The organism is Porcincola sp. LCP21S3_C12, from assembly GCF_052118625.1.
Classification (GTDB): Bacteria; Bacillota; Clostridia; order Lachnospirales; family Lachnospiraceae; genus Porcincola.
This window is the reverse complement of the sequence record NZ_JBQKGW010000005.1, coordinates 130,526-155,529: the sequence shown is the minus strand read 5'-3', so window position 1 is coordinate 155,529 and position 25,004 is coordinate 130,526. Positions and strand designations below refer to the sequence as shown.

The 25,004-nt window shown below is 53.6% G+C and carries 23 protein-coding genes; 15 read left to right on the top strand and 8 right to left on the bottom strand.

Annotation, left to right across the window (positions count from 1 at the left end):
- Nucleotides 1–147 precede the first annotated feature (147 nt).
- Nucleotides 148–3,252 carry an InlB B-repeat-containing protein gene (locus ACTQ1N_RS04460; protein ID WP_441955022.1) on the top strand — a complete coding sequence of 1,035 codons (3,105 nt, stop codon included), beginning with the start codon at nucleotides 148–150 and terminating at the stop codon, nucleotides 3,250–3,252.
- A 188-nt stretch (nucleotides 3,253–3,440) separates the two neighbouring features.
- Here the strand turns inward: ACTQ1N_RS04460 and ACTQ1N_RS04455 are convergent, their stop codons facing one another.
- A complete protein-coding gene (locus ACTQ1N_RS04455) occupies nucleotides 3,441–4,265 on the bottom strand; it encodes a Cof-type HAD-IIB family hydrolase (RefSeq protein WP_441955020.1) in 825 nt (274 codons plus the stop codon).
- 187 nt (nucleotides 4,266–4,452) lie between these two features.
- Between ACTQ1N_RS04455 and ACTQ1N_RS04450 the strand changes: the two genes are divergently transcribed.
- From ACTQ1N_RS04450 to ACTQ1N_RS04440, 3 genes are all read left to right on the top strand, one after another.
- On the top strand, nucleotides 4,453–5,667 hold the full coding sequence (locus ACTQ1N_RS04450; RefSeq protein ID WP_441955018.1) for an alanyl-tRNA editing protein: 1,215 nt from the start codon (nucleotides 4,453–4,455) through the stop codon (nucleotides 5,665–5,667).
- A 215-nt stretch (nucleotides 5,668–5,882) separates the two neighbouring features.
- On the top strand, nucleotides 5,883–7,736 hold the full coding sequence (gene glmS / locus ACTQ1N_RS04445) for a glutamine--fructose-6-phosphate transaminase (isomerizing) (RefSeq protein WP_441955016.1): 1,854 nt from the start codon (nucleotides 5,883–5,885) through the stop codon (nucleotides 7,734–7,736).
- A gap of 101 nt (nucleotides 7,737–7,837) precedes the next feature.
- Nucleotides 7,838–8,149 (top strand): hypothetical protein, encoded by a 312-nt coding sequence (locus ACTQ1N_RS04440; RefSeq protein ID WP_441955014.1) that lies wholly within the window; start codon nucleotides 7,838–7,840, stop codon nucleotides 8,147–8,149.
- Between the two features lie 140 nt (nucleotides 8,150–8,289).
- Here the strand turns inward: ACTQ1N_RS04440 and rfbC are convergent, their stop codons facing one another.
- The 5 genes from rfbC to ACTQ1N_RS04415 form a co-directional block, all read right to left on the bottom strand.
- Nucleotides 8,290–8,895 carry a dTDP-4-dehydrorhamnose 3,5-epimerase gene (rfbC, locus tag ACTQ1N_RS04435; protein ID WP_441955012.1) on the bottom strand — a complete coding sequence of 202 codons (606 nt, stop codon included), beginning with the start codon at nucleotides 8,893–8,895 and terminating at the stop codon, nucleotides 8,290–8,292.
- 99 nt (nucleotides 8,896–8,994) lie between these two features.
- Nucleotides 8,995–10,023, bottom strand: coding sequence for an SDR family oxidoreductase (locus tag ACTQ1N_RS04430; protein ID WP_441955010.1), 1,029 nt, complete (start codon nucleotides 10,021–10,023; stop codon nucleotides 8,995–8,997).
- A gap of 14 nt (nucleotides 10,024–10,037) precedes the next feature.
- Nucleotides 10,038–11,066, bottom strand: a complete 1,029-nt coding sequence (gene rfbB / locus ACTQ1N_RS04425; protein ID WP_441955008.1) for a dTDP-glucose 4,6-dehydratase — start codon at nucleotides 11,064–11,066, stop codon at nucleotides 10,038–10,040.
- A 79-nt stretch (nucleotides 11,067–11,145) separates the two neighbouring features.
- On the bottom strand, nucleotides 11,146–12,042 hold the full coding sequence (gene rfbA, locus ACTQ1N_RS04420) for a glucose-1-phosphate thymidylyltransferase RfbA (protein WP_441955006.1): 897 nt from the start codon (nucleotides 12,040–12,042) through the stop codon (nucleotides 11,146–11,148).
- A gap of 157 nt (nucleotides 12,043–12,199) precedes the next feature.
- Nucleotides 12,200–13,438: a MerR family transcriptional regulator gene (locus ACTQ1N_RS04415; RefSeq protein ID WP_441955004.1), complete on the bottom strand. Its 1,239-nt coding sequence runs from the start codon at nucleotides 13,436–13,438 to the stop codon at nucleotides 12,200–12,202.
- Nucleotides 13,439–13,626: 188 nt separating this feature from the next.
- Here ACTQ1N_RS04415 and ACTQ1N_RS04410 point away from each other — a divergent pair, with 188 nt between their 5' ends.
- Entirely contained in the window at nucleotides 13,627–15,048 is a 1,422-nt protein-coding gene (locus ACTQ1N_RS04410; RefSeq protein WP_441955002.1) for a Sapep family Mn(2+)-dependent dipeptidase, read from the top strand.
- Between the two features lie 176 nt (nucleotides 15,049–15,224).
- Here ACTQ1N_RS04410 and ACTQ1N_RS04405 read toward each other — a convergent pair whose 3' ends face one another.
- Both ACTQ1N_RS04405 and ACTQ1N_RS04400 read right to left on the bottom strand, forming a co-directional pair.
- Nucleotides 15,225–15,710: a DUF4358 domain-containing protein gene (locus ACTQ1N_RS04405; RefSeq protein ID WP_441955000.1), complete on the bottom strand. Its 486-nt coding sequence runs from the start codon at nucleotides 15,708–15,710 to the stop codon at nucleotides 15,225–15,227.
- 162 nt (nucleotides 15,711–15,872) lie between these two features.
- On the bottom strand, nucleotides 15,873–17,072 hold the full coding sequence (locus tag ACTQ1N_RS04400) for a GDSL-type esterase/lipase family protein (RefSeq protein ID WP_441954998.1): 1,200 nt from the start codon (nucleotides 17,070–17,072) through the stop codon (nucleotides 15,873–15,875).
- A gap of 152 nt (nucleotides 17,073–17,224) precedes the next feature.
- On the opposite strand from ACTQ1N_RS04400, the gene ACTQ1N_RS04395 reads away from it, so the two are divergent.
- The 10 genes from ACTQ1N_RS04395 to ACTQ1N_RS04350 all read left to right on the top strand — a co-directional run bounded on the left by ACTQ1N_RS04395 (nucleotide 17,225) and on the right by ACTQ1N_RS04350 (nucleotide 24,965).
- Complete coding sequence (locus tag ACTQ1N_RS04395) at nucleotides 17,225–18,643, top strand: MBOAT family O-acyltransferase (RefSeq protein WP_441954996.1); 1,419 nt, start codon at nucleotides 17,225–17,227, stop codon at nucleotides 18,641–18,643.
- 140 nt (nucleotides 18,644–18,783) lie between these two features.
- Nucleotides 18,784–19,953 (top strand): DHHW family protein, encoded by a 1,170-nt coding sequence (locus ACTQ1N_RS04390; protein WP_441954994.1) that lies wholly within the window; start codon nucleotides 18,784–18,786, stop codon nucleotides 19,951–19,953.
- 48 nt (nucleotides 19,954–20,001) lie between these two features.
- Nucleotides 20,002–20,850: a thymidylate synthase gene (gene thyA, locus ACTQ1N_RS04385; protein WP_441954992.1), complete on the top strand. Its 849-nt coding sequence runs from the start codon at nucleotides 20,002–20,004 to the stop codon at nucleotides 20,848–20,850.
- Between the two features lie 14 nt (nucleotides 20,851–20,864).
- Nucleotides 20,865–21,395 carry a dihydrofolate reductase gene (locus ACTQ1N_RS04380; protein WP_441954990.1) on the top strand — a complete coding sequence of 177 codons (531 nt, stop codon included), beginning with the start codon at nucleotides 20,865–20,867 and terminating at the stop codon, nucleotides 21,393–21,395.
- Between the two features lie 65 nt (nucleotides 21,396–21,460).
- Nucleotides 21,461–22,396 carry a 1-phosphofructokinase gene (pfkB, locus tag ACTQ1N_RS04375; protein ID WP_441955056.1) on the top strand — a complete coding sequence of 312 codons (936 nt, stop codon included), beginning with the start codon at nucleotides 21,461–21,463 and terminating at the stop codon, nucleotides 22,394–22,396.
- A gap of 146 nt (nucleotides 22,397–22,542) precedes the next feature.
- Nucleotides 22,543–22,947, top strand: coding sequence for a methylglyoxal synthase (locus ACTQ1N_RS04370; RefSeq protein ID WP_441954988.1), 405 nt, complete (start codon nucleotides 22,543–22,545; stop codon nucleotides 22,945–22,947).
- An 18-nt stretch (nucleotides 22,948–22,965) separates the two neighbouring features.
- Nucleotides 22,966–23,547, top strand: a complete 582-nt coding sequence (rsmD, locus tag ACTQ1N_RS04365; protein ID WP_441954986.1) for a 16S rRNA (guanine(966)-N(2))-methyltransferase RsmD — start codon at nucleotides 22,966–22,968, stop codon at nucleotides 23,545–23,547.
- A gap of 90 nt (nucleotides 23,548–23,637) precedes the next feature.
- On the top strand, nucleotides 23,638–24,159 hold the full coding sequence (gene coaD / locus ACTQ1N_RS04360; RefSeq protein WP_441954984.1) for a pantetheine-phosphate adenylyltransferase: 522 nt from the start codon (nucleotides 23,638–23,640) through the stop codon (nucleotides 24,157–24,159).
- The gene (locus tag ACTQ1N_RS04355) at nucleotides 24,143–24,784 is read left to right on the top strand and encodes an ATPase (RefSeq protein ID WP_441954982.1); all 642 of its coding nucleotides are present in this window, start codon (nucleotides 24,143–24,145) and stop codon (nucleotides 24,782–24,784) included. The genes coaD and ACTQ1N_RS04355 overlap by 17 nt, the downstream gene beginning before the upstream one ends.
- The gene (locus tag ACTQ1N_RS04350) at nucleotides 24,717–24,965 is read left to right on the top strand and encodes a hypothetical protein (RefSeq protein ID WP_441955060.1); all 249 of its coding nucleotides are present in this window, start codon (nucleotides 24,717–24,719) and stop codon (nucleotides 24,963–24,965) included. The genes ACTQ1N_RS04355 and ACTQ1N_RS04350 overlap by 68 nt, the downstream gene beginning before the upstream one ends.
- The last annotated feature ends 39 nt before the right edge of the window (nucleotides 24,966–25,004 follow it).

Here is a 25,004-nt window from a genome sequence, read left to right as displayed (position 1 = left end):
TTCTTTAAGAATTTCTTCATAAATTCTACTCGTGAATTCACGATCATCGATTCCCAGTACGTGATATCATACCTGTGTCGAAACAGTGAACGCGTAGAACGTTACCATTTTCGGACACAACATCCTGAAAGAAGAGGGCGAGACACTATGATAAAGAGAAGACAGATGCTCGGACTGCTCGCTGCCTGCGCGCTTGCGTTTACAGGCAGTTTTACCGGCTATGCCGATCCGGTGACATACGACACGACATCGAATGCTTCGTACGGTGGGCAGCAGTTCAATTTTGAAGCGGGCACACCGAAGCTCTATCCGGGAGACAAGGTCTATGGGGCTTCCGCCATTTATCTTGGCGCGGATAATGCACAGGCCGGAAAGGCGGAGAGCCAGAGCAAGGCCGATGACGGCACGTCCTTGTGGAAGAATGGGACGGCAGCTGTCTATACGGTCAAGGATCTGACGCCTGCAGCTGACACCGCCCAGACAGAGATGGTTCCGCTCACGGATGAGAATGGCAATCCGGTGACGAATGAGGACGGAACCCAGGCGATGGTACCGAAACAGGCTGACCAGCAGCCGGCTGGGAAGGTTTACCAGCTGGACACTGCCGGTTACGTGGTGGAGGCCATCGGCGGAACGCTGTCAGGGTCCGGGGACACAGATCCTTCGGCATCCGCTCTGACCGTGACAGGCTCCGATGGAAGTCAGCAGACCGCGACACCGGATGCAAAGTATTTTGCGGAGGGTACCCAGGTGACGGTGACCGCGGACGCGGCTCCGGACGGGCAGCAGTTTGCCGGATGGTCTGTCTCGAAGATCGGGGCGGACGGCAGTGTCCAGACGGCAGATGATATATCCGCACTCGGACTTTCCGGGCTCAGCGCCGATGCCCTGAAGAATGCCAGCCTGACCTTCACAATGGGAAAACCGGATCAGGTTGTGGTTTTTGCGGCCCGGTACGAGGCAGCGCAGAAGGAAACCGAACAGCCTGCAACGGAGGCGCCGGCGGCCGATCAGCCGCAGACAGACGCGGCCGGGCAGGATGCTTCCCAGAGCATCAACGTTGAGGGCGGTGCTGCAACTGAAGATGCAGGGAACGCAGCAGCCCCTGCAGACTCTTCTGATGCATCCTTTGCTCCGGCTGACGGCCAGCAGGCACAGAGCTTTAACGTTTCCGTGACATTCGTCACAGATGACGGTTCCGATTCCACAATTGTCACACCTTATTCAGACGGCTTCAGCCAGGCGATCAATACGCAGGCGGAGAACAGCAAGGGACAGGTGTTTGACAAGTGGACGGCTTCTGATCCTGCCGTACAGTTCTCTGACCCGACGTCCGCATCGTCGACAGTGACCTTTGCGGCGGCTCCTTCAGCGGATGTTGCCATCCAGGCTGTGTACAAGGACGCACCTGCGGCTCCGGCACAGACGGAGACGACAGCGGAGTCCGATGCACAGAATACGTCGGATCAGCCGGAAACGAAGGCAACGGAAGCACCACAGGCTGAGACAAAGGCAACGGAAGCGCCGCAGGAGACAGCAAGTCTTCTGACTGTCAATCTGGAAGGTGCTGAGAATCCGGCAGCCGTTTCACTTCAGAATGAAGCGGACAACAGCAAGATTGAGGCAGGCACAAAGGTTCCGGAAGGAACCCTTGTGACGGCAACGGTTGAGGGTGTAGAGAAGTCGTCCGATGTTTCTGTCACGACGAGTGATGGAACAGCTGTCCAGACGAAGGAGAACGGAGACGCCGGCAGTCAGAACGTGTCCGTCACCTTTACGATGCCGGCTGAGGAGACGACAGTGAATGTCGCGGATCAGAAGCCTGATGATGAGCATACCCGTACCCTTACAGTCAAGAAGGATGATAATGGTGCGTCTCACTATACAAAGGTGACAGTAACAGACAAGGATGGAAATCCGATTCAGGACCAGACAAAGCTTCAAAAGGGTCAGATCATTGTCGTCAAGGCTGAGAACAGCAGTGCCTCTCCGGTTGTGACAGTTACCGGAGCGGACGGATCGAAAATTGACATTACAGATGCCGGCGGCCAGACCTTTACGTTTACCATGCCTGATCAGGATGTCACAGTGAACGTCACGGCACCGGATGACAAGACCTACAAGGTCTCTGTCACGGTAACAGGCGGCGTGATAACCAGTGATAACAACAATGCAAGCGGTGCGTATCTGGCAGGAACCAGCCTGGCTGTAAAGGCTGACGATGCTCCGGCCGGAAAGGTATTCGACGGTTGGACATTCTCTGACCAGAGTCTGCTGAAGGAGGTTCCGGGTGACCTGACACAGGCAGCGCTTTCGTTTGAGCTGAAGAGCCCGCTTACGGCATCCGCGAACCTGACCGTCACGGCCAACTATAAGGATATCATGTACAATCTGACGGTTACGTCAGGAAGCGGAACGGGTCAGTACGCAGCGTCGACGCCGGCGGCCATCACAGCGGACGCGCCGAAGGAAGGATACAGATTCTCCGGATGGACGATTGCATCCGGAACCGGGACCTTCGCGGATCAGAAGGCAGCGACCACAACCTTTACCTGCAGCTCGGATGCGTCTGTGCAGGCAAATTATGAGCCGATTCCATATAAGATTACGGTAAAGAACGGAAAGCCTTCCGGAACCTATACGATCGGCCAGAAGGTATCGCTTCAGGCAGATTATCCGGCTGCAGGGAAGGAATTTGACAAGTGGACGGTTACGAGCGGCAAGATTGAGCTCGGAGACAAGTCTTCCTTCTATTCGACTGCGACGGTCAAGGCAAGCGATGCTACGATTACGGCCGTGTATAAGAACGGACCGGATCCGGCAAACAACACCATCTCCGGACTCCAGAATGATATGGAGTACCTCAAGAGCAGTACGCTGACCTTCAATGCAGTCGGAGTCGGGATGGATAACACGAACCCGAATCCGGGCGATTACCGCTACAGGCCAACCGGTTATCAGATCGGGTCCGTGACAGGCAGCTGGACAGAGGCACCGTACCAGACATCGATGGCGATCAATGCGGTTGGTGATTATACGCTGACGGTTACCTATGCAAAGGATGTCTACGATGGCAATACCTGGAAGGCAGACGGAACGACCGATCAAAAGTCGATCACGATCCACGTTGTGAATACGTTGTCTGTCAAGACCGGCGACACCAGCCCGATCATCCCGCTGGCAATCGTCGCAGCGGCGGCACTTGCAGCGATCATTCTTCTGGTTGTGATCAGAAAGAAGAACCGCAAGTAAGACAGACGGACAGACTGACAGTTTGAGACCTTGACAGTCTGACAGGAATCAAAACAGCTCCTTCGGAGATATGCTTCATCCATGCAGCATATCGAACTCTCCGGAGGAGCTGTTTTTTTGACTGGCGGATTCGTTCAGAAATCTTCAGAACGTGTCCTGCGCGGTGGCGATCGAAAGGCAGCGTTCAGTCAGCCGAACTTCCTGAGTATTTCGGCAATGGCACTGTGGTTGTTGTCGTGTTCTGTGACATAGTCGGCAGCATCCTTTAATGCCGGGATTCCGTTTCTCACAGCACAGCCATGTCCCGCGGCGATGATCATCGGAATGTCATTCTCCTGGTCGCCGGCGCTGATGGTGTTTTCAATCGGAACGGACAGCTCTTTTGACAGAAAGCTGACTGCAAAACCCTTGTCGATACCGGCGGGCACAATTTCGAGAAGAAATTCGTTGGAAAGAAAGATATTCACTTCTCCGGACAGACGGCTGCGCAGAAGTGTGTAGAATGCCTGAACTCTGGAAGGATCTGCAAAGTCGATGGCAAGCAGTTTCCCCGTCGGAACCTTCACGGCGTCCGCCAGATCCGGAACGATCTCAAACGGAAGCTGCTGGATCTCACAGTATTGACGGAGATTATCATCATCCGTCTCTGTCAGAACAGCTGTATCGGAGTATGCCTGGAGGTGGATGCCAAATTCTCTTGCACAGCGGCTGACCGGCCGGACGTCCTCTGCGTCAAGACCTCTTCGGTAAAGAGTTCTGCCGGCGTATACATCGTAGATCTGGGAACCATTGTAGGCGCAGAGATAGATACCCTTCCGTCCGGTGAGACCAAGACGTTCCATCAGATGAAGCGCGCCGGCGAGCGCACGCCCGGTGGAGACAGCAAGCGCATTGCCTGCATCCAGAAAGTGTATGATTGCAGCCCGGTTCTCCTCGGTTAGTTTTTTGTCTGTTGTGACGAGCGTTTCATCAATGTCCGAGAACAGTATTTTTTTGTAAGATGGGTTCTGCATGAAGGAAGCCTTTCAACTGATTATTTGTCATGTTAAAATGGTGAACAGGTTGTTGCGTCTTGTCTGAAAGCGTCTGCCGGTCTGCCGCAGAGCCAGGACAGGAAACAACGTTTTTCAGTATAGAGACGCAGAAACAAAGCGTCAAGAATTTTGAGATCAGTAAAGGAAGAAAGAAGGGAAAGCGAGAATGACAAAGCAGCTTTATTATGAAGATGCATATCTGAAAGACTTTGATGCGTACGTCACTGACTGCAGGGAAGGGGCGGATGGCATGCACCTTTATCTGGATAAAAGTGCTTTTTTCCCGGAGGGCGGCGGACAGGATGGGGACAGAGGGTATCTTTTCTCAGATCTGTTTTCCGGAGGGAAAGCGGCCGTTACAGATACGCAAAGCGACGGCGAAGATATTTATGTTGTATGCGGTCTCAAAGCGAAGGTTCCCGCGGGGACAAGAGTGCATGGCGTTCTGGACTGGAAGTTCCGCTTTGACCGGATGCAGAATCATTCCGGTGAACACATCGTGAGCGGCCTTATCCATCGTCGATTTGGCTACGAGAATGTGGGTTTCCATATGAGCGGCGACAGAATGACAATTGACCTGAGCGGGGAGATCGGGGAAGAGGAGCTTCAGGAGATCGAACAGCGGGCGAACGAGATTGTCTGGAACAATGTGCCGCTCCATACGGATGTCTATACGGAGCAGGAAGCGGAAGGTGTTCAGTTCCGAAGCAAGAAAGAACTCCACGGCATGATCCGTGTTGTGACGATTCCGGGAGCGGATGTCTGTGCCTGCTGCGGAACCCATGTCCGGTATACGGGCGAAATCGGGCCGATCCGTCTGATTGCACATGAGCGTTTCCGGGGTGGCATCCGCATAGAGATGATGTGCGGACGGTGGGCATACAATTATATGTCGGGCATTCTCCGCCAGAACCGGGAGGTTTCAGCGCTGACGTCCTCGAAACCGCTGGAGACAGCTGCAGGTGTCGGGAAGCTGCTTGAGAGTGAAAAAGAGCTGAAGGGACAGCTTCTTGAACTGCGGTATGCGGAGATGGACAGAATGGCTCAGGTACTTGCGGACAAGGGCCCTGTGCTCATCTTTGCCCAGACCTATGACCCGGTGATGGTCCAGAAGCTGACGTCAAAGGTGATGGAAAAAAACGGCGGGGCAGCCTGTGTCCTTTCGGGGAGTGATGAGACCGGGTATTTTTATACGATAGGGCAGAAGGACGGGGATCTGAGATCGCTGGTCCATGAGATGAATCAGGCTCTAGGCGGAAAAGGCGGCGGCCGGCCGTATTTTCTTCAGGGCTCGGTGAAGGCCGGCAAAGAGCAGGTGGAGACATTTCTGAAAGAGAAAATACCCGGTCTGCTTGTGCAGCAGATCCAGCCATTGAGCTGACAAATACTGCGTCCTTCAGACGTCCATACGCAGCCTTATCCGTCCCGGCAAGAGCTTCAGCTTCCATGAACTGGCAAAAGATTGGAAGCAATCCGGGGCGGAAGATGAGACCGCCTGCCTGTTTTGACGCACCGGGATGGATCATGTATAATAATTAAGTTGTGTAACTTTTTACTGCTTTATTAGCCTGAAATGATGTGTGAGGGATCAGATAGATGTGTGGAATTGTCGGATATAACGGAACCGTACAGGCAGCGCCGCTGCTCCTGGAGGGGTTATCGAAGCTGGAATACAGGGGCTATGACTCGGCTGGTCTTGCAGTCGTCAACGACAAGACAGGCAGCATCGATATCGTCAAGGCAAAGGGACGCTTGAAAATCCTCGCTGAGAAGACGGATGATGGCCGGGCGATGCAGGGAACAATCGGAATCGGGCACACCAGATGGGCGACCCACGGCGAGCCGTCCATCACCAATGCGCATCCGCATTACAGCGATGACAGACAGGTAGTCCTGGTTCACAACGGGATTATCGAGAACTATGTGCAGCTGAGAGAGAAGCTGGAAAAGAACGGGTATACCTTCTATTCCGAGACGGACACGGAGGTCGCTGCAAAGCTGATCCATTATTATTATCAGAAGTACGATCATAACCCGATCGAGACGCTGTGCCGCATGATGTACCGTGTCAGAGGCAGTTATTCTTTCGGCATTCTGTTCAAGGACCGGCCGGGAGAGCTGTATGCAGTCCGCAAGGACAGTCCGCTGGTTGTCGGTGTTTCCGAGGATGAGAAGCATCCGGGTACGTTCATTGCATCGGATGTCACCCCCATCATGAAATACACCCGCCATGTGTATTATCTGGACAACTTCGAAATTGCCTGCCTGAAGAGCGATTCGATCGATTTCTGGAACATCGACAGAGAACACGTCGAGAAGGAACCGGTTGAGGTGAAGTGGGACACCCAGGCTGCAGAGAAAAGCGGGTACGAGCATTTCATGATCAAGGAAATCCACGAGCAGCCGAAGGCTGTCCGGGATACGATCAATGCCTATGTCAAGGATGGAAAGATTGACCTTTCGGAGACAGGTCTGACCGATGACTTCCTCAAGTCTCTCGATCAGCTGTATATCGTCGCCTGCGGAAGTGCCTATCATGTCGGTGTGGCAGCCCGCTATGTGATCGAAGATTTGACCTCGATCCATATTGAAGTGGATCTGGCAAGCGAGTTCCGCTACAGGAACCTGAAGCTGAGAGACCGCTCCCTGGTCATCATCATCTCCCAGTCCGGAGAAACGGCAGACTCGCTGGCGGCACTCAGACTCGCGAAGGAGAAGGGCATACCGACGCTCGCGATTGTCAACGTCATCGGATCCACGATTGCCCGCGAGGCGGATCACGTCATGTATACGCTCGCAGGCCCGGAGATTGCCGTTGCGACGACAAAGGCCTACTCCACCCAGCTGATCGCGACATATCTGTTTGCGGTCGAGGCGGCACGGGTGCGCGGAGAGATCACCCAGGAGAAGGCGGACGAGATGGTCGCTGAGATGCAGACGCTCCCGGAGAAGATCGAGCGGGTGCTGAACGACAAGGACAGGATCCAGTGGTTTGCGGCAAAGTTTGCGAATGCAAAGGACATGTTCTTCATCGGAAGAGGGCTGGACTACGCGATCAGTCTGGAAGGCTCCCTGAAGATGAAGGAGATCAGCTACATTCACTCGGAAGCCTACGCAGCGGGCGAGCTGAAGCATGGAACCATCTCTCTGATTGAGAAGGGAACACTGGTTGTCGGCGTCATGACACAGTCGAAGCTCTTCGAGAAGACCCGCTCCAACATGGTGGAGGTCGGAAGCCGAGGCGGCTACCTGATGGGACTGACCACCTATGGCAACTACAGCATCGAGGACACGGTGAACTTCACCGTCTATGTCCCGAAGACAGATGAGCATTTTATGACCTCGCTGGCGGTGATCCCGCTGCAGCTTCTGGGTTATTACGTCTCATGCGCGAAGGGACTGGATGTCGACAAGCCGCGGAACCTCGCAAAGTCCGTGACCGTCGAGTAAAATTCAGACAATAAAAATATAAAGATTGCAGCTGACATCTTTGTGTGAGAATGATCATGGGCGGATGTTTGCCGTACTATGCAAAATGAAGAGGGGACGAAATGAAACTGGAGGATTTTACAGACAAAGAACAAAGTGAAATTCGAGCTGGTCTTTCGACCGCTGAGATCAGTGATAAAGAGGCAGCAGACAAAATCCTTGCCTTAGTCCCGCAGGACTGGATCAAGAAGATCCCATTCTTTGTGAGAAGGCACGCGACGACGAAAACCATCGAGCGGATTGCCAACCAGTATCCTGCATTGTATGAAGTGGCTAAGAAGCAGGGGGAATTGCCGGAAAAAGAGCGCGAGGAGCTTCGAAAGATCATCACGGATATTTTCAAAGAGAAGATGGACAAGCATCATATCAAATAACATCAAACAAAACTGACAGGAAACGATATCACAAAAGGGGACATGCATCTGTGCTGAGCATGTCCCCTTTTTCGTGAAGGCCGACCGTTCATCATCGAGTGTGAAGCACGAGATGACGGCGTATCCCCATGGAATCTTCTTCAGGCAAAGTGGAAGGTCTTCGCAAGAACGTCGAAATCCATATCGCGCCGCACCAGGTTCAGCGGTGTCCCGTCATCGAGATGGTAGCCGGAAGCATCTCCGCTGCCGGGATAGTTACCGACGACATGCGGCCACTTGATGCCGACGGACGGGTCATTCCACGCGATGCCGCCCTCGTCGCCAGGTGTGTAGAAATCTGTCACCTTGTAGCAGAACTCCGCGATGTCGGAAAGCACGAGGAAACCATGCGCGAATCCCGGTGAGATATAGAACTGAAGGTGGTTGTCCTCGGAAAGTTCCACGCCATACCACTGGCCGAAGGTTTTGCTGCCCTCACGCAGGTCAACTGCAACGTCGAAGACGGTTCCGCGGATGCAGCGGACCAGTTTTCCCTGAGGGTGTTTCTTCTGAAAATGAAGCCCGCGCAGAACACCTTTTGTTGAGGAGGACTGGTTGTCCTGGACAAAGACCATGTCCAGACCGGCTTCCTTCATGTCGCGCTCGTTGTAGGTTTCTGTAAAATAGCCTCTCTTATCGCCGTGTACAGTCGGCAGAATGGTATAGAGACCATCGATCGGTGTCTGATTGACTGTAATCTGTCCCATGTAATTTATGTGATCCTTTCTTTCATATCATGAACTGCGGCTCAGGCCGGCAGCATGAAGCGCTGCATGTACGGTGCAGCTCCATGCTGCTGACGGGTCTCAGTACCCGAGCTCCTTCAGATATCGCGCGAGCGCATCTCTCCAGTCCGGAAGAGGAGTGAAGCCCTCCCTGACGAGCTTCGATTTGTCGAGACGGCTGTTGAATGGCCGCTTCGCCTTTGACAGCCCATACTCAGCCGTGCTGACCGGGATGAGCCGGAGATTCTTCTCACTGTATTCGTCGTGGCCGAGCAGCGCAGCCTGACGGAAGATTTCACGGGAGAAATCGTACCAGCTGATATAGCCCGTCTTCGTGCCTTCCTTCGTATAGACAGCCTCCGGCGACGCACTCCTGGTGCCGTCCATGAGATATCCGCCTTCGGAGGCTGGGATCTCCGCGTTGGTCGCATGGTAATACCCGTACTTTTCAGTCTCAACCATATCGACAAGAAGCGATGCCAGGTCAAATGTGTAGGTCGGTGTCCCGATCTGGTCATCGACGATTCTCAGTTCATCATGGTTCTGACCGATATTCAGCATGGTCTTGATGTAGTTTTTTCCGTTCTTTCCGAAGACCCACGCAATCCGGACGATGAAATACTTGTCGATGGTTCCGGAGACCGCAAGTTCCCCGTCCAGCTTCGTCTGCCCGTAGACATTCAGCGGCTTGTAGCCCTTGAAATCCGGATCCCACGGTGTATCCCCCTGTCCGTCAAAGACATAGTCCGTGGAAAGGTAGACCATCTTTGCATCGACGGCCTTTGCCGCATCCGCGATGTTCTGTGTTCCGCCGACGTTGACAGCGCGGACTTTCGCCACTTTATCATCATCCTCGGCAAGATCGACAGCTGTCCATGCGGCACAGTGAACGATGACGTCCGGATGAAGCGTCCGGACCGCCTTCATGACGGCCTCCCGGTCCGTGATATCAAGGGAGATATAAGGCATTGTTGTGACAGGGCTTCCATCCTGCGCACCGGCATATTCCGGCTGGATATCCGATCCGGTTCCCTGATAGCCTCTTTTGTAGAGCTCGTTCATCACGTCATGGCCGAGCTGACCGCCAACTCCTGTTACCAGTACATTCATAGTTCTCACCCTTGTCAGACTTCTTTCCTGTTTCCGTACATCTTCTGGTAGTAGTTCTGATATTCCCCGGAAATGATCGGCTTCCACCAGTCCTCATGTGTTTTGTACCAGTCGATGGTCATCCGGATGCCGTCCGCAAACTTTGTCTCCGGAAGCCATCCCAGCTCGTTGTGGATCTTGGTCGGGTCGATGGCATACCGTCTGTCATGTCCCTTGCGATCCTCGACATGCGTGATCAGGGAGTAAGGCTTTCCAAGTGCATCGCAGATCAGCTTCACAATATCGATGTTGTGCATCTCATTGTGCCCGCCGACATTGTAGACCTCGCCGTCTCTGCCCTTGCGCATGATCAGATCGATCGCGCGGCAGTGATCCTCCACATAGAGCCAGTCGCGGACATTCTTTCCTTCGCCGTAGACCGGAAGCGGCTTGTCATTCAGTGCGTTGATGAACATCAGCGGAATGAGCTTCTCCGGGAACTGATACGGTCCGTAGTTGTTGGAGCATCTGGAGATCGTGACCGGGAGACCGAACGTTCTGTGGTATGCCAGGACAAACAGATCCGCGGATGCCTTTGAACTGGAATACGGGCTGGAGGTATGAAGCGGGGTATCCTCATGGAAGAAGAGGTCCGGACGGTCAAGCGGAAGATCGCCGTATACCTCGTCGGTAGAGACCTGATGGAAGCGGCGGATGCCGTACTTGCGGCAGGCATCCATCAGGATCGTCGTTCCATGGATATTGGTTTCAAGGAAGATGTCCGGATTCACGATGGAGCGGTCGACATGACTCTCTGCCGCAAAGTTCACGACAATGTCCGGTTTTTCCTCTTTGAAGAGCCGCTCAACGGCCTCACGGTCCGTGATGGATTCCTTTACAAAGCGGAAGTTCGGCTTGTCGAGGACAGGCTTCAGCGTGGACAGGTTGCCTGCATAGGTCAGGCTGTCGAGACAGATGATCCGGTCCTCCGGATGGGTTTTCATTTCGTAGAAGATAAAGTTGGAGCCGATAAAGCCGGCTCCGCCGGTGACGATGATATTCATATATGATTGTCCTTTCTGTGTGTCAGATCAGATGGCTGCCTGTACCTGGAACGGTTTCTTCAGGAAATCGGCCGGAACATTACTGTGTTTTGTCGATATACTTGCCGTCGAGAACGTCCTTGAGGTACTGTCCGTACTGATTCTTCTTCAGAATGTTGTAGACCTCGAGAACCTCCTCCTTGCTGATCCAGCCGTTGTTGTAGGCAATCTCCTCCAGGCAGGCAATCTTGCGGTGCTCGTGCTGCTCGACCGTCTTGACAAAGTTGGTGGCATCCACAAGCGATTCATGCGTTCCGGTATCCAGCCAGGTGAAACCCTGTCCCAGAAGCTCAACATTGAGGTCGCCATGTTCCAGATAGATGCGGTTGAGGTCGGTGATTTCCAGCTCTCCGCGCGCGGAGGGCTTCAGGTTCTGAGCGTATTCGATGACGCGGTTGTCATATACGTACAGACCGGTCACGCAGTAGTTGCTCTTCGGTTTCTTCGGTTTCTCCTCGATCGAGACAGCTTTTCCCTCTTTGTTGAAGGAGACAATTCCGAAGCGCTCCGGATCATCGACATAGTACCCGAAGACTGTGGCGCCCCGGCCGGACTCCGCATTCTTAATGGCGGTTTTCATGCGCTTCTTCAGACCATGTCCGAAGAAAATGTTGTCTCCGAGGATCATTGTGACCTCGTCGGAGCCGATGAATTCCTTCCCGATGATGAAGGCCTGTGCAAGTCCGTCCGGACTGGGCTGGACCGCATAGCTCAGGTGGACGCCAAACTGATGCCCGTCCCCGAGCAGCTCGCGGAAGCGCGGCGTGTCCTGTGGCGTCGAGATGATCAGAATCTCCCGGATACCGGCAGACATCAGGACCGACATCGGATAGTAGATCATCGGTTTGTCATAGATCGGAAGCAGCTGCTTCGAGGTGACCATGGTGAGCGGATACAGACGTGTGCCGGATCCGCCGGCGAGAATGATTCCCTTCATGTGTCAGAACTCCTTTCTCGTGCTGTGGCCTGCCGGAAATATCTGAGGCTCCTGTCTGACGCGTTCGGACTCCGGCGGCCTTTAACTGGCTACAGTGTATATGGTGACGCTACGTCACCTTCAAGCCTTTGCAAAAAATAAAGAAAATTTAAGGTCATCAGAGCGAACAGACGAAAATACCGGCATCTTTTGTGACGCAGAATACATTTCCAACCTGTTCTTTTACGAATGCCTGAAACTCTTTGTACCGGTTGACCAGGTACTGGTTCTGGTTGCCATGGCAGGAAAGAATGTATTCGATGAGCGGCTGCGGGTCGGTAATCCTCAGCCCATCCTCATATCGAAGCAGACGGACGGAGGAGAAAACAGGGGAGAGCAGCGACTGTCCGTTTTCAAGGCCGAAGCGCTCATACAGCTGGCCCTGTGAGAGTGAGATGTGACTGTCAAAGAGCTGTACAAGATCGCGGATTTCGTGCATATGGCGGCTGCTGTAGCTGCTGCAGATAAAGCGTCCGCCCGGCCTCAGGACGCGTGCAAGCTCCTGAAGCGTTTTGGGAAGATCATCTGCGTAGAACAGGACATGGTTGGCGATGACCAGGTCGAAGGTATTGTCCGGGTACGGGATGTTGGCGCAGTCGAAGACCTGGAAAGTGAAGGGCCGGAGAGCCTGTCCGCCATCAGCGGGACTGACTGGATCAGAAGTCTGACTGTCAGCGGTGGGGATGGCCTGCCGTATATTCCGTCTGACATCCCTGATCATGCCGTCCGATATATCCGACAGTACGATGGTGATGGGATGAGGGAGCTCTTCGTGCCGGCAGGTCCAGAGAGCCCCGTCTCCGCAGCCGACCTCCAGGACACGCATGCCCGGCACAAGCGCCAGCTTCCGGTAGAGCCAGGGAAACCACCCTTCCGGGTTTGTCGAATAGAGGCTGTGGAGTGCGATGCGGGCGGAGAGGTTCGTTGCGCTTCTGTACTGGGATGCAAGAGAGCGCTCCATACCGGTCAGATGGATCAGGTCGAGCATATTCTGCCAGTTGGCATTGCCCCGTCGGAGCTCCTCCTCCGTATCCCGGATCGCCTCGGCGACCGTCTGCATCTGTTCGATGCGGTCCTGAACGAGTTTCTCCTGAATGCGAAGCATCCGGGAGATATGGCTGTAGTCCGATCCGCCGATCGTCATGTCCCGGATCTCCTCCAGCGAGAAGCCCAGATACTTCAGAAGCAGAATCTGCTGGAGGGACGCCAGATCCTGGTCTGTATAAAAGCGGGCACCATGGGCGTCTACAAAGGATGGCTTCAGGATGTTCTGCCTGTCATAGAACCGGATGGTCCGAACTGAGACATCGGCGAGCTTTGCAAACTGTCCGGATGAATAGAAGCCTTCCTTCTTCATAAACAGATCCCCATTCCACCGCCTCAAAAGGGCGGACTCAGCTGCTGTGAATGCTTAAAGATCAAATGCATGGTGGATGGAACCACCTGATTTCAGACTGATTGTAGCACAGTGGAAGGAACATTTCGACAAAGGGGACAAGTCAGCGTATAATGCAGGGTATCACGCAGCATGGGAGGATATCAGATATGAATCATTCAGATTACGCAGAACGTCTGGACGCATGGGCTGAGGCGCACCGGCAGGAGATAACGGATGATATTTCCGCGCTTGTGCGCATCGACAGCACAAAGGGAGAAGCGAAGGAAGGAAAGCCGTTCGGAGACGGACCGGCGGCGGCCCTGGCAGCGATGGCACGTCTGGCTGAGTCAAAGGGATTTCAGGTAAAAAATTACGACAATTACTGCATGACAGCAGATCTTCCCGGAGAGGGAGAGAAGAGCCTGGACATTCTGGCGCATCTCGATGTTGTACCGGTCTCGAAGGACTGGAAGAAAACGCAGCCGTTTGAGCCGCTTCAGGAAGGTCACTACCTCTATGGAAGAGGAACCGCGGATGACAAGGGGCCTGCTGTTGCGGCATTCTATGCCATGCGGGCCGTCTCGGAGCTTGGCATCGGTCTGCGCCATGGCGTCCGGCTGATCCTGGGTGCGGACGAGGAGTGCGGCAGTTCTGATCTGGAGCACTACTATGGAATTGAGAAGGAGGCAGAATATACATTTTCGCCCGATGCAAATTTCCCGCTGATCAACATTGAGAAGGCGAGACTGGCGAAGAAGTTTACTGCTGACCTTCCGGAGGACTATCACACGCCCTGTGTACTTGAAATTGACGCAGGCTCAAAGGCGAATGTTGTGCCGGGGACTGCGGAGGCAGCGTTCCGGGGCCTGAGGAAGGAACAGCTTGAACAAGCGGCGGCGGAGACGGAGGAGAAGACAAAGGCGGCTGTGACCTGGGAGCTGGAGGGAGACCGGGAGATTGTCCATGTCAAGGGACAGACAGGCCATGCGGCCATGCCGGACAACGGCTCCGTCAATGCTCTGACAGCCCTGCTTTTCATGATCAGCAGGCTTCCGCTTGCAGGAACAAAGACAACACATGCGCTCCTCGGACTGGCCGAACTCTTCCCATTCGGAGACTTTCACGGGAAGGCGCTTGGCGTCTCTCTGAGTGATGAGGAGAGCGGCGAGCTGACGCTCAGCCTGGATATCCTGAAGCTTCAGAACGGAAAGCTGACTGCGGAGTTTGACTGCAGGGCACCGCTCTGCGCGACGGAGGAAAACCTGACGGAGAGGATCAGAGCAGCGCTCCGGCAGAAAGGCTTCGAGATGGAGGATGGCCCGATGACACCGGCGCACTACGTGCCTGCGGATTCACCGCTTGTCACAACGCTTCTTCAGAGCTACGAGCGCTATTTTGACAAGCCGGGAAAGCCGATGGCCATCGGCGGCGGCACCTATGTCCATGGGCTGGAGAGAGGCGTCGCGTTCGGCTGCGAGGTGGAAGGCGTCGACAACCGGATGCACGGCGATGATGAGTTTGTCGACATCGATGTGCTTGTGAAAAGCGTGAAAATTTTTGCGGACGCGATCATCCAGCTGTGCGGCTGATGAGTCTGCCCGCGCAGCTCAGAAGGCTGTATGGCCTGTATAGCAGACGGAAGATGCAGAAAAAAAGCGGGTCCCGGCACACTGGCCGGGACCCGCTTTTTTATGGATGTCTGATTATTGATGCATTCCTTACCCGGGATTCAGGCGCCGGACACGCTGCCCTGAAATTCCCTGACTCAGAATCCGTATTTTGAGAGAATCTCGTTCGCTTTATCATAGTCATCACAGACAACCAGGACGGTGTAGCTTCCGGTTGACTTGATGATGGCCTTCTTCAGTTTGTCGCTTTCCTCTGCCTTGTAGGTAGCGTAAAGATCAGACTGCTTTTGAACCCGGGACTGGAAGAGCTGCTCCACATCATTGGTGGTCGCATCGTCCCGGCACTTGACAACACAGATCTCATCGGCGGTGGAGCCGGAACTCATGTAAGCCTTGCTCTCCGTGACCTGACCGTCCTTGAAGAAATAGATGCTGGAAAGCATATCGGAGCTGGTCTCCGTCAGCGTGTCGTTCTTGATGGTGTCCTTGTTCAGCTCATCTGCGAGCGCCGAGACATCGATGGAAGAAGCCTCCTTCGAGGAACCTCCGCCGCAGGCAGTCAGGAGAAGTGCCGCACAGACTGCAGCGAGCACAACAGCAGTGATTTTACGAAATCTCTTCATATGATAACCCCTTATTGTTTGATTGTTATTTCCCGGAAACTTTGTTTGCCTACGGAATCTTAGCAGATTGAAACAATCATTGCAAGGCTGCTCAGCCACAACTTGGCAACATTCCGGATCCGATCATCCGCGTGAGAGCGTATGCTGCGGCTGGTGTGTTCGTCAGCCGGCACTGACACTCCCCGCATCGCTGGATCCCGGGGAAGCGGCCGACGCATCGGATGAAGCTGCAGTTTCCCCGGTCTGGGAAGCGGAGGCATCTGTCTGGGCTGCAGCGTTCTCTGTCTCGGAGCCGGAAGCGGCACTGTCTCCGCCGTTGGCAGAGAAGACCTGACTCCAGTCTGAGTCGCTGATATAGTGGGACTTCAGGTAGGTGAGCATCTGAGCACAGTATTCCGGCTCAAGGTGAATCCCATCCGCGGAAGCGCCGGAGATGAGTTCATGATTCCCGTCCGAAAAAATCTCATTCAGGTTGAGATAGTAGCTGTACCACAGATCCTCGCAGGTAGACAGAATGTACTGGTTGATCGTCTGTACATTCTGGTTATTGTCATACTCAAAGCCCTTCGCAATCTTGGACTCCTCCACATAGATGACCGAGCAGATATAGATGATGGCATCCGGCTGAAGCGTATGGAACTGTCTGATGGCTTTCTCAAAGGTCGGCTGGAACTGGTCCCATGGATAGAAGCCGAGGTCATTGGTGCCAAGCATCAGGTAGATCTTCTTATACTGCCGGCCGCTCAGCCCCTGGTAGACCGAGATATTGCCGTCCGCCGTCGATATGATCTGCTTGTCCATGTCGTTGATGGAGAGGCCGACTCCGGTCAGGAAGGTCCCCTGTGTGATACCGGAAGCGTTCCGGAAGCCTTCCATTCTTGAGTCGCCGATGAAGACGGCGTCTGAAAAATAGGAGTCATCGACCGAATCGCTCTGGGCAGGGACAACAGCGGGGCTGTCGATGGCCTCGCCGGAACTGGAGGCATCGGTCTGCTGCGTACTGTCTGTACTGGCGGTATCATTCTGTGCCGCTGCCGTATCGGAAACAGAGACTGTAGCGAGCCCCGCCAGTCCCTGGTCCGGGTTGCTGCTGGATGAAGCCGCTCCCGCCGATGGGGTGGATGCGGTTTTGTCCTGATTCTGTGAAGAGTCAGAAGTGGTCTTTCCCTGCGTGGCAGTGACACTGGAAGAAGAGGGGCTGACCCGGTGCGTGAGGAGCGTATGGATGATCCTGCCTTCAAAGACAGCAATGAAAATGAATACAAGAACCAGCAGACGCGGAATCATCGTCCGGCCGGAGTTACTTTTCCGCCTTCTGCGGACGGTGGAGCTTGTCTTGGTAGTTGTTTGAGAGGATGGCATAGTTTTTTCACCGATTCTTGGAGATTCCTGGACGATTCTGGTCGTTTGTTCGCTGCAGAGTTTGAAATCTTGAACAGCGTATTTTTATATTATATAATAATCGGGTTCAAAGTAAAGCATGGTAACTTACAGTTTTCAGGCGGGTATCTAGAATGGTTTTCAGCAGTCTGCTGTTTCTTTTCCGGTTTTTACCGGTGGTTCTTCTGATATATTATGTCGTTTCGGCAAAGCTCCGGAATCTGGTCCTTCTCCTTGTCAGCCTTGTTTTCTATGCATGGGGGGAGCCGGTTTACGTCTTTCTGATGATCGTGTCGATACTGGTCTCCTATACGGGAGGCATTCTGGTCGATCATTTCCGCAGGGCTGGAGAGGACAGAAAGGCAAAGATTGCCCTGACGGCTGCGGTGGCGGCTGGTCTTGGACTTCTGGCTTACTTCAAGTATGCGAATTTTGTTCTGAGAACGATCAACAGTCTGTCTGGCTCGTCGATCCCGCTGCTTTCGCTCACACTTCCGATCGGCATATCCTTTTATACCTTTCAGACGATATCGTACGTCATCGATGTATATCGCGGAAATGCGGCTGTCCAGAAGAATGTCATCTCCTACGGCGCTTACGTCACGATGTTTCCGCAGCTGATCGCGGGGCCGATTGTTCAGTACAAGACGATCGATGCGCAGCTGAGGTCGCGGACGGAGAGCACACAGGAGTTTGCGGATGGCGTAAACCGCTTCATGATCGGGCTCGGGAAGAAGGTTCTTCTGGCGAACAACGCAGGCGTGCTCTGGGACAGCATCAAGGTGCAGGATCCGTCAGGGATTCCGACGCTGACAGCCTGGATCGGGATTGCCGCCTATACATTCCAGATCTACTACGATTTTTCCGGGTATTCGGACATGGCGATCGGGCTCGGCCATATGTTCGGGTTTCGTTTTCTGGAGAACTTTGAACACCCGTATGAGTCAAAGAGCGTGACGGAGTTCTGGAGACGGTGGCACATCTCGCTTGGAACCTGGTTCCGTGAATACGTCTACATCCCGCTCGGAGGCAACCGGAAGGGAAAGTGGAAGCAGATCCGCAACATCATGATTGTCTGGCTTCTGACCGGAATCTGGCACGGGGCAGACTGGAATTTCATGATCTGGGGTGTCTACTACGGCGTGCTGCTGCTGTTTGAGAAGCTGCTTTTCGGGAAGTATCTGGAGAAGCTTCCGCCCGCTGTCCGGCACATCTACACGATGTTCTCGGTGATGATCGGCTGGTTCATCTTCTCCTTCAACGAAATCACCGGAAAGATGGGATATCTGAAGGCAATGTTTGTTCCGGCAGCTGGCTTTTTGTCAAAGGAAAGCATCTACCTTCTATATTCAAATGCGGTTCTGCTGGCGTGTCTGATTCTTGGCAGCACAGAGCTTCCGGAAAAGCTGGCAAAGCGGCTGCTTCGGCGCGTGGAGGGCAGCAGTGTCCTGACCCTGGTGCTTCGGATCGGATTCTACCTGGGCGTTTTTCTGCTCAGCGTCGCGTATCTGGTCGGGGCGTCCTACAATCCGTTTTTATACTTCCGTTTCTGAAGAAAACAGATGCGGGAACACACGCTTGCGCAGCATCATTCCGGCGGACCATGTCCGGACTTGGGCCGGCACTGCCTGCGGGGCCTGGCTGCACGCTGGAGCCGGGCAGAAGATGCCCGGCAGTTTGGAGGTAGACTTACATGAAATTTCAGAAAGAGGCCGACTGGCATCCTTCCATGAACAGGACGGTTTCTGTCAATGTTACACTGATGTTCCTGGTCCTGATCTTCGGGATCGCGGCGGCAACGGTGATCAAGCCGCAGAATGAGCGCTCCGAGACGGAGAACCGTTCGCTGGCGATGCGGCCCTCCTTCAGCATCGGCGCCCTTCTGTCCGGTCAGTTTGCACAAGACTATGAGAGCTATTTGTCCGATCAGTTTATCGGCCGCGACGGGTGGATTACACTGAAGACGGACTTTGAGCTGGCAGCAGGAAAGAAGGATATCAGCGGGGTTTATTTCGCGAAAGACGGCTATCTGATTGAGAGTCACGAGGGAAGTTTTACAACCGATCAGGCGAAGGCCAATATCAGCCTGCTGGCTTCATTTGCAAAGAAGCAGTCGGAGACGCTTGGGAATGACCATGTGACCGTGATGATTGTGCCGAATGCCGTCGATATTTTAAGAGAGAAGCTTCCGGCCTTTGCACAGCCTTACGATGAGGAAGACTATATCAGTCAGGTGCGGGCAGCGCTTCCGGACGGCGTTTTCTTTGATACCGGGAAGATTCTGAGCGCGCATAAGGATAAGGAGATTTACTACCGCACCGATCATCACTGGAAAACCCTTGCGGCCTGGTACGTATATCAGGCGTGGGCAGAGGAGAAAGGGCTTTCCGTCGGAGCCTACAGCCCGGTCACGGTGACAGAGGATTTTGAGGGAACCATCTCGTCCAAACTTGGCATCCGGGGAAGGGCTGACAGTATCCAGCGCTATGACCCGGCCTCGGCAGAGGACTATTACCTGGTCTACAATCAGTCGGACGATGTGAGAAACAGCATCTACGATGATTCTTTCCTGGACAAGAAGGACAAATATTCCTATTTTTACGGCGGAAACTATGGATTGATCCAGTCGAAGATGCCGGAAAGCAGGACGGGACGCAGGCTCCTGATCATCAAGGACTCTTATGCGCATTGTTTTGCCCCGTTCACGTATGCGGACTTCGATGAGGTCGACCTGCTTGATCTGCGGTACTACAACGCAAGCCTGTCAGACCTGATTGCGTCCGGCGGCTATACAGATATTCTGTTTCTGCAGAATGCGTCCGGGTTCGCGGAAGAGACATCATTTGCAAAGCTTGGAACCTGAAGAGAAAGAAGAAACAGGACGCGGGCGGACAGCTTCAAGGAGAGAAACATGAGTCAGTGTGATCACATCTTTATCAACATGTGCAGAGATATTCTGGAGAATGGCACGGATACGCGCGGCGAGAAGGTCCGGCCGCACTGGCCGGATGGAACGCCGGCCTACACGATCAAACAGTTTGGCATCTGCAACCGGTACGATCTCAGGAAAGAGTTCCCTGCGCTGACGCTGCGGCGGACGGCACTGAAGAGTGCCATGGATGAGGTCCTGTGGATCTGGCAGAAAAAGTCGAACAACGTGCATGATCTCCACAGTCATATCTGGGATGAGTGGGCGGACGAGGACGGCTCCATCGGGAAGGCATACGGCTACCAGATGGGCGTGAAGCATGTCTATAAGGAAGGTTTGTTTGATCAGACAGATCGTGTGCTCTATGATCTCAGACACAATCCGTTCAGCAGGCGGATCCTGACGAACCTCTATGTGCATCAGGATCTCCATGAGATGAATCTCTATCCGTGCGCCTACAGCATGACGTTCAACGTCACGCAGGAGCAGGGAGACGGAAAGCTGGTGCTCAATGCCGTGCTGAACCAGCGGTCCAACGATGTCCTGACCGCGAACAACTGGAACGTCGCACAGTATGCGCTTCTGCTGATGATGATCGCGCAGGTGTCGGACATGGTGCCGGGGGTTCTTGTCCATATGATTGCGGATGCGCATATCTATGACCGCCATGTGCCGCTGATTCAGGAGCTGATCAGCAGAGAGCCCTATCCGGCGCCGAAGGTCTGGCTGAATCCGGAGGTCCGCGATTTTTATCAATTCACAACCGACGATCTCCATGTCGAGAACTACCAGTATCATGAGCAGATCCGGAACATCCCGGTTGCGATCTGAGGAGGAAAGGCTGTATGGATATGATTGTGGCGGTCGATTCAAACTGGGGGATCGGCTATGGCAACAAACTGCTTGTATCGATACCGGAAGATATGAAATTTTTCCGCAAAAAGACGATGAACCATGTGGTTGTGATGGGAAGGCGTACACTTGAGAGCTTTCCGGGCGGAAGACCTCTGAAGAATCGCACAAATATTGTCCTCACCCGGAATGAGGCTTTCAGGCCGGACGGGGCAGCCGTTGTTCATGACATCGGGGAGCTGATGGCGTATCTTCACGGGAATTGCAGAGGACAGGAGGTCTTCTGTATCGGCGGGGAGAGCATCTACCGGCAGCTTCTCCCGTACACGGAGACCGTCTACGTGACGAGAATCGACAGAAGCTATCAGGCGGATGCCTATTTCCCGAATCTGGATGAGCGTCCTGATTTCATATGCGCGGAGAAAAGCGAGGAATATGCATATTTCGATCTGACGTACCATTTTTTGACATACAGAAGGACGAATCGGCCGAAAAGTGTGAAAGAACATGTTCAGATTCCGTAAAAAATGTTGTATATTGAAATCAACACGCAGATGAGATCGGATTTCTATTCGCATGGAGGAAGATGATGATATATACTGTGACGCTGAGCCCGACGCTGGATTATGTGGTCTCAGTTGATCATTTTCAGACGGGCGCTATTAACCGGACGCGATCGGAGGATGTCTTCCCCGGCGGAAAGGGTGTGAATGTATCGCTTGTCCTCAATGATCTTGGGTATCTGACAACTGCGATGGGGTTTATCGCAGGTTTTACAGGTGCCGAGATCAAGCGGCTGCTCCGGGTTGGCGGGGTAGAAAGCAATTTTATTCAGGTTGAACGGGGGATGTCCCGCATCAACATGAAGATTCGTTCCGATGAGGAGACGGCGATCAACGGGCAGGGGCCGGAGATCACGCAGGAGGATATCGGGACACTCTTCAGCAGGCTCCGGTTCTTAATTGATGGGGACACAATTGTCCTGGCCGGACATATCCCGCCGTCGCTTCCTTCTGATATGTACGAGCAGATCCTGGAATTTCTGAGAGGAAGGAATCTCCGCGTCATTGTCGATGCGGAGAAGGAGCTCCTGACGGGAACGCTGCGCTTTCATCCATGGCTGATCAAGCCGAATGCGGAGGAACTCGGCGATATATTTGGCATACAGATTCACAGCCGCGAGGAGGCAGTGCCGTATGCAGCAAGACTGCAGGACATGGGAGCCCGCAATGTGCTTGTCTCTCTCGGGGGAGAAGGCGCTGTGCTTCTGACCGAGCAGGGCGAGATCTTCAGTTCAGATGCCCTCAAGGGAAAGGTGGTCAATACGGTCGGCGCTGGTGACTCTATGATCGCAGGATTTTTGGCCGGCTACCTGGATTCCGACGGCGATTATGAGATGGCCTTCAAGGAGGGACTGTGTGCGGGAGCTGCCAAGGCTTTCAATCTGACGATGACAACAAAGAAGGAAATCTGTTATCTGATGCGAACAACCGATTTTGATATCCAAAGGGAACATAAAAGATGAAATTTTGCCTCAATTTATCGGCAGAGCGGAACTGAGTGTGTTATACTGTGAAAGATAACAGATATCAGCGGCAATGATACACAAATTATGTAAATAATTCACATACAATTTGTGGATCAGGGGAAGCTGTCACGGGAGGCAGAAATATGAATATTGGTTTTATTGCTGACAGCAACAGAAAGGACCTGATTGAAAATTTTTGTGTGGCTTACAAGTCCATACTTTCAAAACATAATCTGTTCGCGACGGAGATGACTGGACGGCGGATCGAGCAGGCGACGAATCTGCATGTTCACAAGTTCCTTTCAGGTTCTGTCGGCGGGGAGAATCAGTTTATCGACAGAATCCAGAGAAATGACCTGGATCTGGTCATCTATTTTTATAATCCGATTGAGACAAGTCCCAACCAGCTCGATATTCTTTCGGTCACGCAGGCGTGTGACCGCTACAATATCCCGGTTGCAACAAACATAGCGACGGCAGAATCCATGATTCTGGCGATGGACCGGGGGGACTTTGACTGGCGTAATAACGTCAGACATGATGACTGACAGTAAAAGGAGTTTCAGATGAGAGTGATAGCCGGAAGCGCAAGGAGTCTTCCGCTCCGGACAGTAGCCGGGATGCAGACGCGGCCGACGACAGACCGGATCAAGGAGACATTGTTCAATATACTGGCGCCGCTGATCCCGGGCTGCAGATTTCTGGATCTGTATGCCGGTTCGGGGGCGATCGGGATCGAGGCGCTCAGCAGAGGAGCCTCTGCTGCCGCATTTGTCGACAGCAGCAGGCAGGCGGTGACCGTCATTCGCGCAAACCTGAATTTCACACACCTTGCGGATAAGGGACGTGTGATCGCAGGAGATGTGGTGCGGACAGTCATCGGGATGGACGGTGAGCATCCGTTCGGGGTGATCTTCATGGATCCGCCCTATAACCAGGGCCTTGAGATGGAGACGCTGCGCGCGCTTTCAGACAGCTCGATTGCGGATGAACAGACGCTGATCGTGGTGGAGGCATCGCAGGAGACCGATTTTTCGGAAGCGGAGACGCTCGGATACCGGATCGAGCGTGTGAAGGAATACGGGAAAAAGAGCAAACACGTCTTCCTGAAAAAGTGCGCGGCAGATCCTGCTGAATCAGGGGACTGATCCGGATACGGAACAGGGCAGGATACGAAACCTTCGGCTCAATGCAGAAAGTGGAACCGAAAGCGGTGCCGGAGATGATGAGGTGCACAGATGAGAAGAGTTGCGGTTTATCCGGGAAGCTTTGACCCGGTCACATATGGGCACCTGGACATTATCAGACGGTCCGCGGAGATGGTGGATGAGCTGATCGTGGCGGTGCTTGTGAATAAGGCAAAAACGCCATTGTTTTCTGTTCAGGAACGTGTTAAGATGTTACAGATTGTGACAAGTGACATCAGCAATGTCCGGGTTAAATCATTTTCAGGCTTGTCGGTCGAGTTCGCGAAGGAAGAGGGAGCGGAATTTCTCGTTCGCGGGCTGCGGGCAATCACGGATTTTGAATATGAGCTGCAGATGGCACAGACCAACCGGATCATGGATCCGACAATCGATACCATCTTTCTGACAACCAGCCTTCAGTATGCATACCTGAGTTCTACGACCGTACGGGAAGTGGCCTCCTACGGGGGCGATATCTCCAGGTTCGTGCCGTCACCTGTGGAGAAGGCCGTGAAGGAAAAGTATGGACTGATTTCTTTTAAGGAGAGTATAGAAGATGGCCAGCAGAATTGAACAGATCATTGAAGAGATTGAAGAATATATTGACGGCTGCAAGTTTCAGGCGCTGTCATCCACAAAGATTGTCGTCAACAAGGAAGAGCTCGAGGAGATGCTTCGTGAGCTCCGCATGAAGACGCCTGATGAGATCAAGCGGTACCAGAAGATTATCAGCAACAAGGACGCCATCCTTGCAGATGCACAGCAGAAGGCAGACACGATCATCGCGGATGCGCAGGCGAAGGCAGACAAAATTGTCAGCGAGAGTGAAGTGATGCAGAAGGCGCTGGAGCAGTCCAACCGCCTGATCGAGCAGACCAACCAGCAGGCGCAGGAGATTGTGGACAAGGCAACAACCGATGCCAACAATATCCGTGTGAGCGCGATTGCTTACACGGACGAGATGCTCGACAATCTTGAGAAGATCATGGGGCATACGCTGGACTCAGCCGGGACGCGGTACAATAACTTCATTAATTCCATTCAGTCCTGCTATGACATTGTCACGAAGAACCGCAGGGAGCTTTCCCCGCAGCTTGCGCCATCCAGCTATCAGACGAAGCCGGATGTCAGTGAGGAGAATACGGACGAAGACAAAGCAGCTGATTCGGGAGAAAACAAAGAGCAAGACGAGGAGTGACCGGCAGGCTGCTCTTCTTCGGAGACAGGAAGATGACGAGGCATCTGTCGGAAGACAGATGCCTCTTGTTGTAAAGGGGGATCGCGCACCATCGAGTGCTGAGCACGAGATGACGGCGGCGGTTCTGAACCGGGCAGGGAAGAGTGAACCGGTCATACTCGATGAAGGGCGAGCCATGTAACAGCCAGGCAGGAAAGGTGAAGGCGGTGCAGCAGAACGA

Coding starts and splice junctions, on each gene's coding strand:
- ACTQ1N_RS04460 (WP_441955022.1), top strand. CDS start 148: ATGATAAAGAGAAGACAGATGCTCGGACTGCTCGCTGCCTGCGCGCTT.
- ACTQ1N_RS04455 (WP_441955020.1), bottom strand. CDS start 4,265: ATGCAGAACCCATCTTACAAAAAAATACTGTTCTCGGACATTGATGAA.
- ACTQ1N_RS04450 (WP_441955018.1), top strand. CDS start 4,453: ATGACAAAGCAGCTTTATTATGAAGATGCATATCTGAAAGACTTTGAT.
- glmS (WP_441955016.1), top strand. CDS start 5,883: ATGTGTGGAATTGTCGGATATAACGGAACCGTACAGGCAGCGCCGCTG.
- ACTQ1N_RS04440 (WP_441955014.1), top strand. CDS start 7,838: ATGAAACTGGAGGATTTTACAGACAAAGAACAAAGTGAAATTCGAGCT.
- rfbC (WP_441955012.1), bottom strand. CDS start 8,895: ATGGGACAGATTACAGTCAATCAGACACCGATCGATGGTCTCTATACC.
- ACTQ1N_RS04430 (WP_441955010.1), bottom strand. CDS start 10,023: ATGAATGTACTGGTAACAGGAGTTGGCGGTCAGCTCGGCCATGACGTG.
- rfbB (WP_441955008.1), bottom strand. CDS start 11,066: ATGAATATCATCGTCACCGGCGGAGCCGGCTTTATCGGCTCCAACTTT.
- rfbA (WP_441955006.1), bottom strand. CDS start 12,042: ATGAAGGGAATCATTCTCGCCGGCGGATCCGGCACACGTCTGTATCCG.
- ACTQ1N_RS04415 (WP_441955004.1), bottom strand. CDS start 13,438: ATGAAGAAGGAAGGCTTCTATTCATCCGGACAGTTTGCAAAGCTCGCC.
- ACTQ1N_RS04410 (WP_441955002.1), top strand. CDS start 13,627: ATGAATCATTCAGATTACGCAGAACGTCTGGACGCATGGGCTGAGGCG.
- ACTQ1N_RS04405 (WP_441955000.1), bottom strand. CDS start 15,710: ATGAAGAGATTTCGTAAAATCACTGCTGTTGTGCTCGCTGCAGTCTGT.
- ACTQ1N_RS04400 (WP_441954998.1), bottom strand. CDS start 17,072: ATGCCATCCTCTCAAACAACTACCAAGACAAGCTCCACCGTCCGCAGA.
- ACTQ1N_RS04395 (WP_441954996.1), top strand. CDS start 17,225: ATGGTTTTCAGCAGTCTGCTGTTTCTTTTCCGGTTTTTACCGGTGGTT.
- ACTQ1N_RS04390 (WP_441954994.1), top strand. CDS start 18,784: ATGAAATTTCAGAAAGAGGCCGACTGGCATCCTTCCATGAACAGGACG.
- thyA (WP_441954992.1), top strand. CDS start 20,002: ATGAGTCAGTGTGATCACATCTTTATCAACATGTGCAGAGATATTCTG.
- ACTQ1N_RS04380 (WP_441954990.1), top strand. CDS start 20,865: ATGGATATGATTGTGGCGGTCGATTCAAACTGGGGGATCGGCTATGGC.
- pfkB (WP_441955056.1), top strand. CDS start 21,461: ATGATATATACTGTGACGCTGAGCCCGACGCTGGATTATGTGGTCTCA.
- ACTQ1N_RS04370 (WP_441954988.1), top strand. CDS start 22,543: ATGAATATTGGTTTTATTGCTGACAGCAACAGAAAGGACCTGATTGAA.
- rsmD (WP_441954986.1), top strand. CDS start 22,966: ATGAGAGTGATAGCCGGAAGCGCAAGGAGTCTTCCGCTCCGGACAGTA.
- coaD (WP_441954984.1), top strand. CDS start 23,638: ATGAGAAGAGTTGCGGTTTATCCGGGAAGCTTTGACCCGGTCACATAT.
- ACTQ1N_RS04355 (WP_441954982.1), top strand. CDS start 24,143: ATGGCCAGCAGAATTGAACAGATCATTGAAGAGATTGAAGAATATATT.